Genomic DNA, 13,634 nt, shown 5'->3' with positions numbered 1-13,634 from the left:
GGGTTGCCCGATGACCGTCTTGGCGCAATGATCCAGATCAACGAAAAAGGTACAGAGGTTTCGGGCAATGACACAATACGCCGCCATCATGCTGGCCGCCGGATTTGGAATTCCGATCCTGGCCGCGCTCAACGCGGCGCTGGGAAAAGTCATCGGGTCGCCAACTGCGGCAGCTGTTGTGTTGTTTGCCATTGCCTTCGCCGCCTCCGCCTTGGTCATGGCGCTGTTTCCCGGATTTGCGGCCTTGTCCAAGATTGCCAATGCGCCGAAACACCTGTTGCTTGCAGGCGTCCTGATTGCTTTCTATGTCCTGTCGATCACCCATGTCGCACCACATTTCGGGGTGGGCAATGCCGTGTTCTTTGTGCTGCTCGGGCAATTGATCAGCGCTGCGGCCATCGACCATTTCGGCCTGTTCGGCGCACAGGTCGAACCGCTTACACTCTTGCGGATGGGCGGGATCGCCGTCATGGCCATTGGCGTTGCGATCACTCAACTGGCCTGAGCACCCCGCCTTCAAGCCGAACCATCCGGTCCATGCGCGCCGCAAGGTCAAGATTGTGCGTTGCTATCAACGCCGACAACCCTTCGTCCCGCACCAGTTTCATCAGTGTATCAAAGACCTGATCCGAGGTTTCGGGGTCCAGATTACCCGTCGGTTCATCCGCCAACAAAACACTGGGCGCATTCGCCAAGGCCCGGCAAAACGCCACCCGCTGTTGTTCCCCACCAGAGAGTGCGGCGGGGCGATGGCTGGCGCGTGCGGCCACACCGACACGGTCCAGCAGATCCAACGCTCGGGCCTGTGCGGCCTTGTCCGGCACACCATTGGCCAGTTGCGGCAGGGTGATGTTTTCCAATGCCGTGAATTCCGGCAGCAAGTGGTGGAATTGATACACGAACCCGACATCCTGCCGACGCAGTGCGGTTCTGGTCCGGTCGCCCTTGCCCGATACGTTCTGCCCGCCGATTTCAACGGTTCCTTCGTCGGGCATGTCCAGCAGACCGGCGATATGCAGAAGCGTTGATTTACCTGCCCCAGAAGGCGCGACCATCGCTACGGCCTCACCCGCGCGCAGATCCAGATCAACTCCGCGCAGGACCTGCACCTCGCCCGGTTTGCCTTTCAGATAGGTCTTGGTCAGACCTTTCAGACGCAATGTGACATCATTCATAGCGCAACGCCTCGACCGGGTTCAGCCGCGCCGCTCGACGGGCAGGGAAATAGGTGACGACAAAGGACAGGCCAAGCGACAGGCCGATCGCCTTGAGAACGTCGCTCAGATGCAGCTCGGCGGGCAAGGCATAGATGCCCCGGATCGACGGATCCCAGACGCCGCCGCCCATCACGTAATTCACGAAGGAAAAGATCGGATCAATATAGATCGCAAAAAGGCACCCCAGGATGACCCCCATTGCCGTTCCGATCAGTCCGGTAAAAGCGCCGCAGATGAAAAAGACACGCAGAACCGATCCTTCGCTCAGGCCAATGGTACGCAGGATGCCGATATCGCGGCCCTTGTTCTTGACCAGCATGATCAGGCCCGAAACGATATTCATCGCGGCGATCAGAACGAGGATCGAAAGGATGATGAACATCACGTTGTCTTCAACTTCCAATGCCCGCAGGAACCCACCGGATGCATCCTGCCAGGTCCAGATCTGGCTGCGCTCGCCCGAGGCCTCGAGAATCGAAATCAGGATCGGGCCCAGGTCTTCGGGGTTGTCCACCATCACTTCGATTTCGTCAGCCACACCTTCGCGATTGAAGAAACCCTGCGCCTGCGAAAACGGCATGTAGACGCGCGTGCGGTCGATGTCATAGCGCCCGGCCGAGAACACATAGACAACGCGATAGGCATTCACGCGGGGCGACGTACCGAAGGCGGTTTTGACGCCGTTGGGCGACGTCAACTTGACGACATCCCCGACCGTTGCCCCGATGCTGCGCGCCACGCCTGAACCAATTGCGATGACATCCGCACCCGCCTGGAATTCAGACAAGTCCCCCACAGCCTGCTCTGCCCGGGCAATTCCGGGCAGATCACGCAGATCGTCGGGTCGGATTCCAAACACTTCAACCCCGCTGCTGCGGTCGCGGTTGGTGATCAGCACCTGCCCCTTCACCAAAGGAGCCGCGCGTTGAACTCCGGGCACTTGTGCTATCCGGGCCGCGCGCTCTTCGTAGTCGGCGATTGTGCGATCCACCCGCCCCTGCGCGTCAATCTCGCCTGACGAATAGACCGTTACATGCGCGTTGGCGCCCAGGATGGTGCCGACGAATTCGGAACGGAAGCCGGACCGGACCGCCAGTGTCGCGATCAGGGCAAACACTGCCAATGTGATCCCGATCAGAGAAATCCAGGTCATCACACTGACGCCGCCCTCGGCCCTGCGGGCCCGCAGATAACGCCATGCGATTTTCCATTCAAAAGGGGCAAAGGGCGGGGGTGTGTTGGCCATGCCTGCTCCGGGGTGTTCATGTTCGCGGGGACAGTTTCGGCATTTCACCCGATGGTCAAGCCGGTTGTCGCTCTGAACCCGCTCCTCAGCCTGAACGAGCCGAATCAATCCGGTTGCCCAGCACGGCGACTGGGCCAAACGGATGACTTGGAAATCTGCTGCTACACCATGAGTTGTGAAGCGCATCACAGACAAACCGGTATTGTTTCATGTATGAAGTTAATCATCGCGCTTTGTGAGCTCCTGAATCGAAAAAGCAACAATGGGCGCGAAATTTTATTACTCTTTTTGATTATTTTCAGAAACTTTGTCACCCTGTATGTGGGGGAACACATTTAAGGAGCGGGGGTCGCTCAATGAATTTTCAAATTTCAACCAACGGTGCGGGGGTTATTCCGTCTCGCCAAGCATCAAAAGAACTGGATTGTGAAACAGCGGCGCTGCTGCGTGCGGCCATTCGGCCGATCTTTGCCAGCGCGGCAAGCTGGGGCAATCTGACGGATATTCTGAAAGACAAAGGGTACCGTCTGGTTTTCCGGCAAGGGCGTCTGTGTATCACGGATCGCACTACGGACGCGCGGGTTTGCGGGTTGCGGTTTCTGGGTCTTGAGTTTCGCGACCTGGTCAACCGGCTGGGCCGTCCGATCGTGGTCGCACGCGGTGATGGCGCCAACGGAGATATCCTTGCAACGCGCCCGACGGCAGACCAAGACTGACGTCTCAACCGATCGAATTGGTCAGATCACATTTGGTGGCCAAGCCAATCGCATGGCCACCTTCGCGAAATGGATCTGTGTTGCGTGACAGCAAGACCCGTCACCGGTGACGGTGCTCAGGCAATCTGCTGGTAGATTTCAGCAACTTTGGTAACGGCCGCCTCGGGGCTCAGTTCCTCGCTTTCGCCGGTCCGGCGGCAAGTCAGTTCAACGACACCATTCTTCAGGCCACGCGGCCCGACCGTAATCCGCCAGGGCAGACCAATCAGATCCATGGTCGCAAACTTGCCCCCTGCCCGTTCATTACGGTCATCATAAAGCGGCTCCAGCCCCAAGGCTGTCAGAGCATTGTAGATTTTGTCACAGGCCGCATCCGCTTCTTCATCGCCCTGCTTCAGGTTCACGATGCCGCAATGGAACGGGGTCACGCCCTCGGGCCAGATAATGCCTTTGTCGTCATGGCTGGCCTCGATGATCGCGCCGACCAGGCGGCTGACACCAATCCCGTGACTGCCCATATGCACCGGAACCGGTTTTCCATCCGGGCCCTGCACGGTGGCACCCAGCGGCTCGGAATATTTCGTGCCGAAATAGAAGATCTGCCCAACTTCGATACCACGCGCCACGCGGCGGCGTTCTTCGGGGATCTGATTGAACAGCGCCTCGTCATGCGTTTCATCCGTGCGTGCGTATTTCGAGGTGAACTCTTCCAAGATCGCCTGACACTGTTCGCGGCTGTCATAGTCAATCTCACGATCACCAAAGGTAAGATCGGTGACGGCGCTGTCATAGAAGACCTCGGATTCACCAGTGTCAGCCAGCACGAGGAACTCATGGGTGTCATCGCCGCCGATGGGCCCCGAATCCGCGCGCATCGGGATCGCCTGAAGGCCCATACGCTCGTAGGTACGCAGATAGCTGACAAGATGGCGATTATAGGCGTGCAGCGCATCTTCCTTGGTGAGGTCGAAGTTGTAGCCGTCCTTCATATAGAACTCGCGGCCCCGCATCACGCCGAAACGCGGGCGGATTTCGTCGCGGAATTTCCACTGGATCTGATAGAGGGTCAGCGGAAGGTCTTTGTAGCTGTTCACGTGGCCGCGGAAAATATCGGTCACCAGTTCTTCGGCCGTGGGCGTGAACAGCATGTCCCGGTCATGCCGGTCCTTCATGCGCAGCATTTCCTGCCCGTAATCGTCATAGCGGCCGGATTCGCGCCACAAATCCGCCGATTGGATGATGGGCATCTGGATCGCGATGTGACCGGCCCGGGCCTGTTCTTCATGGACAATGTTTTCCAGCTTGCGCAGCACTTTGAAACCCAGCGGCAGCCAGGAATATATCCCGGCAGAAGCCTGCTTGATCATCCCGGCACGCAGCATCAGCCGGTGGCTAACGATCTGGGCCTCGGACGGGTTTTCCTTGAGAACGGGCAGAAAGTAACGGCTGAGGCGCATGAACGATCCTATTTGTCTAGCGAAAGCCCGAATGCTCTACGCGATCCACAAAGGCTAGGCAAGGCGGCGCATCATTCAGGCTTGCGCAGCAAATAAGTGTAATAGTTGCACGAACCAAAGAACGTGCCTTCCCGCGCGGCTGCTTTCTGACCTTCGGCCCATTTCAAGGCGGTCTCGGCGTCGATCGCGCCTGCCTGAATGCAAGGGCCGACATAGGCGTCGATCATGTTTCCGAAAAACGAGGTCTGCCCAGCCTCGGCCAGCAATTCCGGGATGAAACCGGCAACTTCCAGCCCCGTCTGCCGGGCCAGGAACGGTAGATGCCGCAGAACGAATGGATTGCCGACAACCGTCTGCAAGATTGCGTCCACCGCCATCGCGTTGGCGTCAGGGTCGCCAGCGCCGATCGTCAACGACGCATAGTCGCCATCGAAAATGGCGATCGCGCCGCCGGGCCGCGTCAGCCGCGCGGCTTCCTCCAGCATCGCCGCCGGGTCCGCCACGTGGCTGATCACCGTATGCGCGATGACGATATCAACGCTGCCTTCGCCGGCATCGGTGTTCCGGGAATCCGCGACCTCGTAGCGGATGCGGCCCGCCAACCCTGCGGCATCCGTCTTTTCCATTGCGACCTTGATCAGCTCCGCCGCCAGATCCGACCCGACAATCTCGCATTCCGGGCCGACCCGGTCAGCCAGCGCCCGTGTCACGACGCCCGTGCCACAGCCCAGATCGACAATGCGGTGGCACGAGGCCCAGTCGAGCCGGTCGAAATAGCGTTCGCGCATTTTCACGAAATCCGGCATTTCGCCGCGAAACTCCAGACGGTCCGCGACGACGCGAACCGTGTCTTCCCCCTGTTGATCCAGGCTCTGATAGATGTCGGGCATTGCTCCGTCCCCCAAGGCAGGGCGTCAGTATAGCACGTTTCGGCCCGGCACGTCGGCTCTCTGCGCTGGCGGGCTGTGAAAGCGACGCCGGACAATGGCGCATTTGCGACCCAAGGTCAGTCGGGTTTTTGATTGACCCGCCAATTGGGAATTTCAATTGTGGCGGGAACACAAACACCAGGAGGCGCTGTTGCAGACAATTCAGGAACCCGCCCGGCAGATACCTGTCATCCACCAGACCGATATTCTGGTCGTGGGCTCTGGCCCGGCCGGGTTGGCAGCAGCGCTGGCAGCGGCCCGCGCAGGCGCAGACGTGTCGCTAGTTGACCGGTTCGGCTGTATGGGCGGCAACATCACTGCCGTCGGCGTCGAAGGATTCGCCTGGTACCGGCACGAGCAAACCGTCGAGGCCGGCGGCATCGGGATGGAGTTCGAAACCCGCGCCAAAGAGATGGGCGCGGCGGTGCCCGAAAGCCAGTCGCTCAGCTATGAACTGGACAGCGAAGGGTTCAAGCTGGTGGCGGACAAGCTGGTCGAAGAGGCGGGTGTTCACCCGATGCTGCACCGGCAATTCGTCGCCCCCATCATGGCAGGGGACCGGATCACTGGCATCATCACCGAATCCAAGGCCGGGCGCGAGGCGATACTGGCCAAGGTGGTAATCGATGCCACCGGCGACGCCGATGTGGCCCATCGCGCGGGGGCTCCGACGCATAAAACACCTAGGGAGGACATGATGGCGGCCTCTGTCATGTTCCATCTGGCCGGGGTGGACAAGCGCGCCTTTATGGAAGGCGTCAAAGCCGACCCGCAGACCTACAAGGACTGGGGCGGCGGCGGTGAGTGGAACATCGAAACCAGCGGCAAAGAGGACGACATGTTCTCGCCCTTTGTGCACAAGCCCTTCCAGCAGGCCATCGATCAGGGGCTGATCCCGCCGCATCTGAATACCATTGCCGGCACCTGGGGCGCGATGCATGACACGGGCGAGCTGACCTACATGAACCTCATCCATCTGGCCGAGATCGACGGCACCGATCCCGACAGCCTGACGCGCGGCGAAATCGAGGGCCGTCGCCAATCCATGCTGGCCATCGAGGCGCTGCGCCGGTTCATGCCGGGATGCGAAAACGCGCGGCTTCGGAATTTCGGGATGACCATCGGTATCCGCGACACCCGCAAAATCGATGCGGTCTACAACATGACTGATAACGATGCCCGCCATCAGGGCCGGTTCGAGGATACCATCGGCATCTATCCCGAATTCATCGACGGCTATGGCATTCTGATCCTGCCAACCACGGGGCGGTATATGCAGGTTCCTTATCGCTCGATGTTGCCAAAAGGGGTCAAGGGCCTGTTGGTCGCGGGCCGGTCGCATGGTGCGGACCGGGTGGCCCATGCCGCCACGCGCAACATGGCCTGCTGCGCCGTCATGGGCCAGGGTGCGGGCATTGCGGCGGCGATGGCACTGAAAAGCAATCAGAGCCTGGACCAATTGAACCTGGCACCTGTTCACACGGAACTAGAGCGTCAGGGGGTCAGGATTCACTGATGGACAGGATTCCGACAATAGACATATCGCCGCTGTCCGATCCCGGCAGCGCAGCCTTTGCCGCAACGGTACAAGGCATAATTGAGGCCTGCACAGGAATCGGGTTTCTGTCCATCACCGGAACAGGTGTGCCCCAGCAGGCGGTGGATCAGGTCCGTCAGACCACAAGAGAGATCTTTGCCATCAATGAATCCCGCAAATGGGATCAGGCCATCACGCGCGAGAATTATCGCGGTTATATCCCGATGGGTTTTTTCACACCGAATGACGGATCCGGCAAGGCCGACAAATACGAGGGGTACAAGCTGCACCACGAGGTTGCCGCCACCGACCCCGTGCGCGCTGAATGTGCCCTGTACGGCCCGAACCTGTGGCCCGCCGAAGTTCCCAGCGCCAAAGAGGTCATCCTGGACTATTGGCGTCAATTGGATCAGGTCACTGATGTGTTGTTGGGCGCATTGGAATCCGGCCTGAACTTGACCCCTGGCATTTTGCGCGACGCGTTCCGCAACCCGATGACCAATATGACATTGCTGCACTATCCCCCGCAGGCCGCGGAAGAAGCGGGCTATGGCATCCATCCGCACAAGGATACGGACGCACTGACCATCATCGCGCCCGATCCGGTGGGCGGGCTCGAGGTGCAGACCCGCAGCGGCAAGTGGATTTCACCGGACTGCCCACTCGGTGGTTTCGTGGTGAATATCGGCGACATGCTGGAACTTTGGTCAGGCGGGCGATTGAAATCCACGCCACATCGGGTGGTCAACCGGTCGGGCAAGGAACGGTATTCTTTCCCTTATTTCGCCGTACCCCGCCATGACGTCATTGTTGAACCGTTGTTGCACGCCCTGTCCGGTTTCGACCGCCCGGCGGTTCATTGTGGGCACTGGTCGGCAGAAATCTGGCGCACCAACTGGCCCGATGAAGCCGCAGACGAAGACACCCCTGAACTGGGGACGTTGCACGATTGAAACGGGCAAAGCCCCTGCCCATGAAGCGCTTGCATCATGGGCTTTGATGCGCCAAGAACGCCTGCAAGGGCCTGAACAAGGGGATCACGATGGCTTTGCCGGTAAAGGATCAGCTGAGATACTGGGGCGTCGCCGCTGCGGTTTTTGTTTTGATCCTCTGGGCTTTGGGGGATGTCCTGCTGCCCTTCGTCATAGGCGGAGCAATTGCGTATTTCCTTGATCCCGTTGCGGATCGGCTGGAGCGGTTGGGCCTGTCGCGCATCGCAGCCACAGCCATCATCACCGTCATCGGGATTTTGGGGTTTATATTGGCGATCCTGATGGTCGTGCCCGCCCTGATTACTCAATTGCTGGATCTGATCGACGTTCTGCCTGACCTTTTCAAGCAATTGCGCGGGTTCATTGAAAAACAATTCCCGTCGCTGCTGGACCGGGAATCAAACACTCATCAGATGCTGGTGTCCTTCGGTGACATGCTGAAGTCCAAGACCGGGGATGTTCTGCAAACGGTTCTTGCCTCACTCGGGTCCGCGATAAACATTGTTGTCCTTCTGGTAATCGTGCCCGTCGTGGCTGTTTACCTGCTGCTGGACTGGGATCGCATGGTCGCTCGCATCGGAGAGCTCCTGCCGCGTGACCACGCCCCCACCATCAGGCGGCTGGCCGGTGAGATTGACGCCGTGCTGGCCTCTTTCGTGCGCGGGATGGGAACGGTCTGCCTGATCCTAGGTACCTACTATGCCGTCGCGCTGATGCTTGCCGGTCTGCAATTCGGCCTGATCGTGGGGTTCATCGCGGGGCTGGTCACGTTCATCCCCTATCTGGGCGCCCTGATCGGAGGCTCGTTGGCCATCGGGCTGGCGCTGTTTCAGTTTTGGGGTGATTGGGCACATGTCGGACTGATCGCGGGGATCTTTGCCATCGGGCAAGTCACCGAGGGGAACTTCCTGACACCCAAACTGGTAGGCAGCTCTGTCGGGCTGCACCCGGTCTGGCTGCTGCTGGCACTGTCGGTCTTTGGGGCCTTGTTCGGCTTTGTCGGCATGCTGATCGCCGTGCCCGTGGCCGCAGCATTGGGCGTGCTGGCCCGATTTGCCACATCGCTGTACCTAGACAGCCGACTTTATACCGGTCTTGAACGTCAGGATCAGGAAACCGAGTAAATGGCCCGACAACTCAGCTTTGATCTGCCCGCCAAAACTGCGCTCGGGCGAGAGGACTTTTTTGTGTCGCCTGCCAATGCCTTGGCCGTGGCGATGATCTCGGCCACATCCTGGCCGGGAAACAAGCTTGTTCTGACCGGCCCGGCCGGTGCGGGCAAAACCCATCTGGCGCATGTCTGGGCCGCGGAAACCGGCGGGCGCATCATTCAGGCCGCTGATTTGCGGTATGACAACGTGCCGGATCTGGCACGCAGGCCGATTGCCGTCGAAGACGTGCCCATGATCGCCGACGATGCCGACCAGCAGAAAACGCTGTTTCACCTGCATAATCTGGTTCTGGCCGAGGGGAACGCCCTGCTGATGACTGGTCGGCTGGCCCCGAAATTCTGGGAATTGCCACTGGCCGACCTGCAAAGCCGGGTCGAAGGCGCCCATCACGTGGCGCTGGATCCGCCCGACGATGCGTTGCTGGGTGCGGTTCTGGCCAAACTGTTCGTAGATCGGCAGCTGAACCCCGGCCCCGAGGTAATCGCCTATCTGGTCAAACACATGGATCGTCGATTTGAAACTGCGGCCGACGTAGTGGCGCAACTGGATCAATTGGCCCTTATGGAAAAGCGCGACATCACCCGTTCCCTGGCCGTGCGGGTTCTGAACATGAGCCCGTACGAGATCGAGACGGGTGATTGACCCGCACCCGCCAATTTCGCATCCTCACACAGCATTATCTGGAAGACACATGGATCAGACCGCTGCAACCGACATCCCTGATTGGGGGCCTTTCGGAAAGCCACTGTTCGACGAGCCTGGAACCCGGGCATTGTCGCGTGTCGGAGTTGTCGATGTCGGATCCAACTCGGTCCGGATGGTCATCTTTGACGGTGCGGCCCGATCGCCGGCCTATTTCTACAATGAAAAGGTCATGTGTGAATTGGGCGCGGGCCTGTCCGAGACCGGGCGACTGAACCCGCGTGGGCGCGAACGGGCACTGGCGGCGCTGCGACGGTTTCAGAATCTGGCGGTTGATCTGGAATTGCCGGGCCTGCATGTCGTGGCCACGGCAGCGGTGCGCGAGGCCAAGGACGGGCCGGATTTCTGCGATCAAGTCAAGGCAGAGACCGGGCTGCACGTGGAAGTCATCGACGGGGAAGAAGAAGCCCGTTTATCAGCTCAGGGAGTGCTGCTGGGATGGCCTGGAGCCTATGGCCTGATCTGCGACATCGGCGGGTCGTCGATGGAACTGGCCGAGATCGGAGACGGTCAGGTCGGCCGCCGCCTGACTTCGGCCCTCGGGCCGCTGAAACTGCGCGATATCAAGGGCGGACGGCGCGCACGCAAGGCCCATATCAAAAGCACGATGGAACAGCTGCGCGATCAAATGGGTCCGCAGCGGGATCGTCTGTTTCTGGTTGGCGGCAGCTGGCGGGCCTTTGCCCGGCTGGACATGCTGCGGCGGGGCTATCCGCTGAACGTGCTGCATGAATACCGGATGACGACAAAACAGGTTCGTGAAACGATCAAGTTCATTGAAAAGAACGATCATGAAAAGCTGCGCAGCCAGGCCGGTGTATCCAGCTCGCGGATGTCGCTCATCCCCTACGCGATGGATGTTCTGGCCCGGCTGATCCGAACGTTCAAACCGAAGGACATCGCCATATCCAGCTATGGGATCCGTGAGGGATTGCTGTATGAACAAATGTCGCAGGAGTTGCGCGACCGGGACCCGCTGATCGAAGCCAGCCTTTTTTCCGAATCCAAGGATGCCCGCCTGCCCGGATTTGGCCGAAACCTCTATGATTTCGTGATGCCGCTGTTCAAATCAGCGCCCCCCAGCAGCGTTCGACTGATCAAGGCTGCGTGCCTGCTGCACGATGTCAGCTGGCGTGCTCATCCCGATTACCGGGCCGAAGTCTGTTTCGACAACGTCACCCGCGCCAATCTGGGCGGTTTGAAGCATTCCGAACGTGTCTTTATCGGGCTGGCCTTGCAGCACCGGTATCGCAACAAACGCGAAGGCAACCGGTTTGCGCCCCTGTATGATCTGCTGGACGAAAAAGGCCAGAAAGACGCCGAGATTCTGGGCAAGGCCATGCGCTTTGGCGCGATGCTGTGGATGCACAATGACGCCAATATGGGGCGCCTGAAATTCTATCCCAAAAAGCGGGAGTTGGAGCTGTACCTGCCCGAAGCAGCAGCCCCTCTGTTCAGCGAAGTAGCCGAAGCGCGCCTGAATTCACTGGCGAACGCCCTGAAATCCGATACGCGCGTGATCATCAAGGGCTGACCCTCGATCCGATCAGATATCAGTTGCCCCTTCGGGCAATTCTTCACCTTCATTTTCAGGCTCTGGCGGATCCTCGGCCTGTTTCCTGCGGATGATGATATCGCCATTGGGCAAGATCTCGGGCGCTTCATAAGCGCTCCAATCCTTGATCTCGGCCCCCAGCTCGGCCAGTGCGGGGCCCATTTCCCGCAAGAACGACTGCATTGCCGGGCCAAACTCATCCGCAAGGCCCAGCAGATCATCCAGCGCCGGTTCCATTTCCTTGCGCAGACCTTCGAAAAACAGCTCGGCCCCCTGCTCCATCAGGGATTTGCTGTTGTCTTCCTGCGAAAGGGCGGGCGCGGCGATGCCGGCAGTGATCATGCTGATCAGCAAAACGTGTTTCATACCTAGAATATAGCGCCCCAGCCGCAGGCGTGAAAGGTCACAGGTCGATGTCCAGTGTGACCGGGAAATGATCCGACGCCGTCAGCAGCGCCTGTCGCAGGTCCGGTGCGGACCAACAGGCCGCGTCGCGAAACGGATGCCAAATGCGCCAAGCCGGGCGGTATGCACGCAGATCCTGGGTTATCATTATGTAATCCAGAAGAGCCTCGAGAAACCTGCCTTCTTCCGGGCGGGCAAAACGCGCCGTGGAAGGTATCGATCCCGGCCGAAAACCATGAGCCGTCACCGCGTGCGGGTCGAACAAACCTGCCTCCAGCAAAATCTCAACCGAAGAGCGGCCGAACAGATGCTCGAACTCATCCAGCCCGGGGCCGTCGTTCAGGTCTCCCAGCAGAATGACGGGTTCCTGGCTGGCAACGTGCATCTCGACCCGCCTGGCCAGCCAGACCGCCTGCGCCAGTTGCTTGCGGCGGTTGGCAATCGAGATCCGGATCGCCTCATCCCGCGACCCGGCCCCATGCGGAGCCTTGGATTTCAAATGAGCTCCGATCAGCCGGACGTCGTGGCCCGACTGCGTCGTCACCGCCAATTCCATCGGTGGTTTGGAAAACCGCACGACATCCTCGGTCGCATCAATATCCAGATCGATTCTGAACGCACCATCGAACCGGGGGGCCAAGGGGTCGTCGATGTCACCCTTGGGATCATGGCGCACGGTGAGAATGGTCCTGTCGTAGAGCAGCGCCAGCTCTTGATGGGTGTCGTTGGCAAACCCCATCACCGCGTCAGAGATGCGCAGATCGAACGCCTCGGCAAAGGTTTGCAGGGCCCGCACCGTGTTCTGGCGTTTGCCGGTGTTCGGAGCCTCGACAATCAATACCGCATCCGCGTCAATCGCGGTCAGCACTTTTGCAATCGCCTCGACCTGCTGCGCCTTCGTGACATCATGCCGACCGGACCAGGTGTCATCGACGATCAGATTGTCGTTTTGATCAAAAAGATTGGCAAACCATTCGATATTGTAGGTCGCCAGCCGCATCCTGTCAGGCCCGCGCGCCGTTGATCTCATCCCAGGCGCGGTTGATGTCGATCATCTTTTTCTCGGCCAGTCTGATCGCCTCTTCCGGGACACCGCGCGCCATCATGGCGTCCGGATGCGTTTCGCGGACCAGCCTTCGCCAGACTTTGCGGATATCGGGCAAGGGCATGTCCTGCGGCACGCCCAGAACCGTGTAAGGATCTTTTGGCGCATCCGGCACAAATCGCGCCCGCAATGCTTTGAATTGAGCGTCGGACTGCCCGAAGATCTTGCTCACTTCCTCCAAGAACGCGTTCTCATTGGGATGGTAGAACCCATCGGCCATGGCGATGTGAAACAGCCCCTCCATCAGGTCGCAAAGCGTGGTGCTGTCTTCGGCGAACATCCGGGCGATCTTGCGGGCATAATCCTGATACCCCGCCACATCCGTGCGCGCCATGTTGAAGACCCGCGCGGCATCTTCTTCGTCTTCGCGCGCGATCTGGAACACATCGCGGAAGGCAGTGACTTCATCTCGTGTCACCTGACCATCTGCCTTGGCCATTTTTGCGCCCAGGGCAATCACCGCAATCGTGAACGCCACCGATCGTTCCGGCGGTGTTCGCAGCTTTTCAAAAACTGCGGCCAGGCTTTCGCCTTGGGCCAGCGCGCTGAGGGCATCGGATATGCGGGTCCAGATCGACATGGGAGTACACTAGCGTCACAA

15 protein-coding genes are annotated in these 13,634 nt (G+C 59.6%); 8 read left to right on the top strand and 7 right to left on the bottom strand.

Going from position 1 to position 13,634, the window contains the following annotated elements:
* Positions 1 to 67: 67 nt before the first annotated feature.
* Positions 68 to 505: a DMT family transporter gene (locus GOW04_RS00570; protein ID WP_171227871.1), complete on the top strand. Its 438-nt coding sequence runs from the start codon at positions 68 to 70 to the stop codon at positions 503 to 505.
* Here GOW04_RS00570 and GOW04_RS00565 read toward each other — a convergent pair.
* Both GOW04_RS00565 and GOW04_RS00560 read right to left on the bottom strand, forming a co-directional pair.
* The gene (locus GOW04_RS00565; protein WP_171231231.1) at positions 489 to 1,175 is read right to left on the bottom strand and encodes an ABC transporter ATP-binding protein; all 687 of its coding nucleotides are present in this window, start codon (positions 1,173 to 1,175) and stop codon (positions 489 to 491) included. The two genes, GOW04_RS00570 and GOW04_RS00565, sit on opposite strands and share 17 nt — an antisense overlap.
* Positions 1,168 to 2,463: a lipoprotein-releasing ABC transporter permease subunit gene (locus tag GOW04_RS00560; protein ID WP_171231230.1), complete on the bottom strand. Its 1,296-nt coding sequence runs from the start codon at positions 2,461 to 2,463 to the stop codon at positions 1,168 to 1,170. The genes GOW04_RS00565 and GOW04_RS00560 overlap by 8 nt, the downstream gene beginning before the upstream one ends.
* An 18-nt stretch (positions 2,464 to 2,481) precedes the next feature.
* On the opposite strand from GOW04_RS00560, the gene GOW04_RS00555 reads away from it, so the two are divergent.
* Positions 2,482 to 2,802, top strand: a complete 321-nt coding sequence (locus tag GOW04_RS00555) for a hypothetical protein (RefSeq protein WP_171231229.1) — start codon at positions 2,482 to 2,484, stop codon at positions 2,800 to 2,802.
* A gap of 17 nt (positions 2,803 to 2,819) precedes the next feature.
* Positions 2,820 to 3,179, top strand: coding sequence for a hypothetical protein (locus tag GOW04_RS00550; protein ID WP_152458705.1), 360 nt, complete (start codon positions 2,820 to 2,822; stop codon positions 3,177 to 3,179).
* Between the two features lie 116 nt (positions 3,180 to 3,295).
* Here GOW04_RS00550 and proS read toward each other — a convergent pair whose 3' ends face one another.
* Together proS and GOW04_RS00540 are read right to left on the bottom strand one after the other, a co-directional pair.
* Complete coding sequence (proS, locus tag GOW04_RS00545; protein ID WP_152458706.1) at positions 3,296 to 4,636, bottom strand: proline--tRNA ligase; 1,341 nt, start codon at positions 4,634 to 4,636, stop codon at positions 3,296 to 3,298.
* Between the two features lie 71 nt (positions 4,637 to 4,707).
* Complete coding sequence (locus GOW04_RS00540) at positions 4,708 to 5,526, bottom strand: methyltransferase domain-containing protein (protein ID WP_171231228.1); 819 nt, start codon at positions 5,524 to 5,526, stop codon at positions 4,708 to 4,710.
* Between the two features lie 190 nt (positions 5,527 to 5,716).
* On the opposite strand from GOW04_RS00540, the gene GOW04_RS00535 reads away from it, so the two are divergent.
* The 5 genes from GOW04_RS00535 to GOW04_RS00515 all read left to right on the top strand — a co-directional run bounded on the left by GOW04_RS00535 (position 5,717) and on the right by GOW04_RS00515 (position 11,502).
* Complete coding sequence (locus GOW04_RS00535) at positions 5,717 to 7,081, top strand: FAD-dependent oxidoreductase (protein WP_371814332.1); 1,365 nt, start codon at positions 5,717 to 5,719, stop codon at positions 7,079 to 7,081.
* A complete protein-coding gene (locus tag GOW04_RS00530) occupies positions 7,081 to 8,055 on the top strand; it encodes an isopenicillin N synthase family oxygenase (protein ID WP_171231227.1) in 975 nt (324 codons plus the stop codon). The genes GOW04_RS00535 and GOW04_RS00530 overlap by 1 nt, the downstream gene beginning before the upstream one ends.
* A gap of 89 nt (positions 8,056 to 8,144) precedes the next feature.
* A complete protein-coding gene (locus GOW04_RS00525; RefSeq protein WP_152458709.1) occupies positions 8,145 to 9,218 on the top strand; it encodes an AI-2E family transporter in 1,074 nt (357 codons plus the stop codon).
* A complete protein-coding gene (locus GOW04_RS00520) occupies positions 9,219 to 9,908 on the top strand; it encodes a DnaA ATPase domain-containing protein (RefSeq protein WP_171231226.1) in 690 nt (229 codons plus the stop codon).
* Positions 9,909 to 9,957: 49 nt separating this feature from the next.
* Positions 9,958 to 11,502 (top strand): Ppx/GppA family phosphatase, encoded by a 1,545-nt coding sequence (locus GOW04_RS00515; RefSeq protein WP_152458711.1) that lies wholly within the window; start codon positions 9,958 to 9,960, stop codon positions 11,500 to 11,502.
* A 12-nt stretch (positions 11,503 to 11,514) separates the two neighbouring features.
* On the opposite strand, the gene GOW04_RS00510 is transcribed toward GOW04_RS00515, so the two are convergent.
* Genes GOW04_RS00510 through GOW04_RS00500 form a run of 3 tightly spaced genes read right to left on the bottom strand, consistent with a single transcriptional unit; the run spans position 11,515 to position 13,613 of the window.
* On the bottom strand, positions 11,515 to 11,889 hold the full coding sequence (locus GOW04_RS00510; protein ID WP_171231225.1) for a hypothetical protein: 375 nt from the start codon (positions 11,887 to 11,889) through the stop codon (positions 11,515 to 11,517).
* A gap of 37 nt (positions 11,890 to 11,926) precedes the next feature.
* Positions 11,927 to 12,928 carry an endonuclease/exonuclease/phosphatase family protein gene (locus GOW04_RS00505; protein ID WP_171232005.1) on the bottom strand — a complete coding sequence of 334 codons (1,002 nt, stop codon included), beginning with the start codon at positions 12,926 to 12,928 and terminating at the stop codon, positions 11,927 to 11,929.
* Between the two features lie 4 nt (positions 12,929 to 12,932).
* The gene (locus GOW04_RS00500; protein WP_171114829.1) at positions 12,933 to 13,613 is read right to left on the bottom strand and encodes a molecular chaperone DjiA; all 681 of its coding nucleotides are present in this window, start codon (positions 13,611 to 13,613) and stop codon (positions 12,933 to 12,935) included.
* Between the last annotated feature and the right edge of the window lie 21 nt (positions 13,614 to 13,634).

Origin of the sequence: Ruegeria sp. HKCCA4812 (genome assembly GCF_013034245.1) — a bacterium.
Taxonomy (GTDB): domain Bacteria; phylum Pseudomonadota; class Alphaproteobacteria; order Rhodobacterales; family Rhodobacteraceae; genus Ruegeria.
This window is presented reverse-complemented; position numbering and strand designations above follow the sequence as displayed.

Excerpts from the sequence above, each read along its gene's own strand:
- GOW04_RS00510 (WP_171231225.1), bottom strand. The coding sequence starts at position 11,889 with ATGAAACACGTTTTGCTGATCAGCATGATCACTGCCGGCATCGCCGCG.
- GOW04_RS00505 (WP_171232005.1), bottom strand. The coding sequence starts at position 12,928 with ATGCGGCTGGCGACCTACAATATCGAATGGTTTGCCAATCTTTTTGAT.
- GOW04_RS00525 (WP_152458709.1), top strand. The coding sequence starts at position 8,145 with ATGGCTTTGCCGGTAAAGGATCAGCTGAGATACTGGGGCGTCGCCGCT.
- GOW04_RS00550 (WP_152458705.1), top strand. The coding sequence starts at position 2,820 with ATGAATTTTCAAATTTCAACCAACGGTGCGGGGGTTATTCCGTCTCGC.
- GOW04_RS00560 (WP_171231230.1), bottom strand. The coding sequence starts at position 2,463 with ATGGCCAACACACCCCCGCCCTTTGCCCCTTTTGAATGGAAAATCGCA.
- GOW04_RS00570 (WP_171227871.1), top strand. The coding sequence starts at position 68 with ATGACACAATACGCCGCCATCATGCTGGCCGCCGGATTTGGAATTCCG.
- GOW04_RS00515 (WP_152458711.1), top strand. The coding sequence starts at position 9,958 with ATGGATCAGACCGCTGCAACCGACATCCCTGATTGGGGGCCTTTCGGA.
- GOW04_RS00520 (WP_171231226.1), top strand. The coding sequence starts at position 9,219 with ATGGCCCGACAACTCAGCTTTGATCTGCCCGCCAAAACTGCGCTCGGG.
- GOW04_RS00540 (WP_171231228.1), bottom strand. The coding sequence starts at position 5,526 with ATGCCCGACATCTATCAGAGCCTGGATCAACAGGGGGAAGACACGGTT.
- proS (WP_152458706.1), bottom strand. The coding sequence starts at position 4,636 with ATGCGCCTCAGCCGTTACTTTCTGCCCGTTCTCAAGGAAAACCCGTCC.
- GOW04_RS00565 (WP_171231231.1), bottom strand. The coding sequence starts at position 1,175 with ATGAATGATGTCACATTGCGTCTGAAAGGTCTGACCAAGACCTATCTG.
- GOW04_RS00530 (WP_171231227.1), top strand. The coding sequence starts at position 7,081 with ATGGACAGGATTCCGACAATAGACATATCGCCGCTGTCCGATCCCGGC.
- GOW04_RS00555 (WP_171231229.1), top strand. The coding sequence starts at position 2,482 with ATGTTCGCGGGGACAGTTTCGGCATTTCACCCGATGGTCAAGCCGGTT.
- GOW04_RS00500 (WP_171114829.1), bottom strand. The coding sequence starts at position 13,613 with ATGTCGATCTGGACCCGCATATCCGATGCCCTCAGCGCGCTGGCCCAA.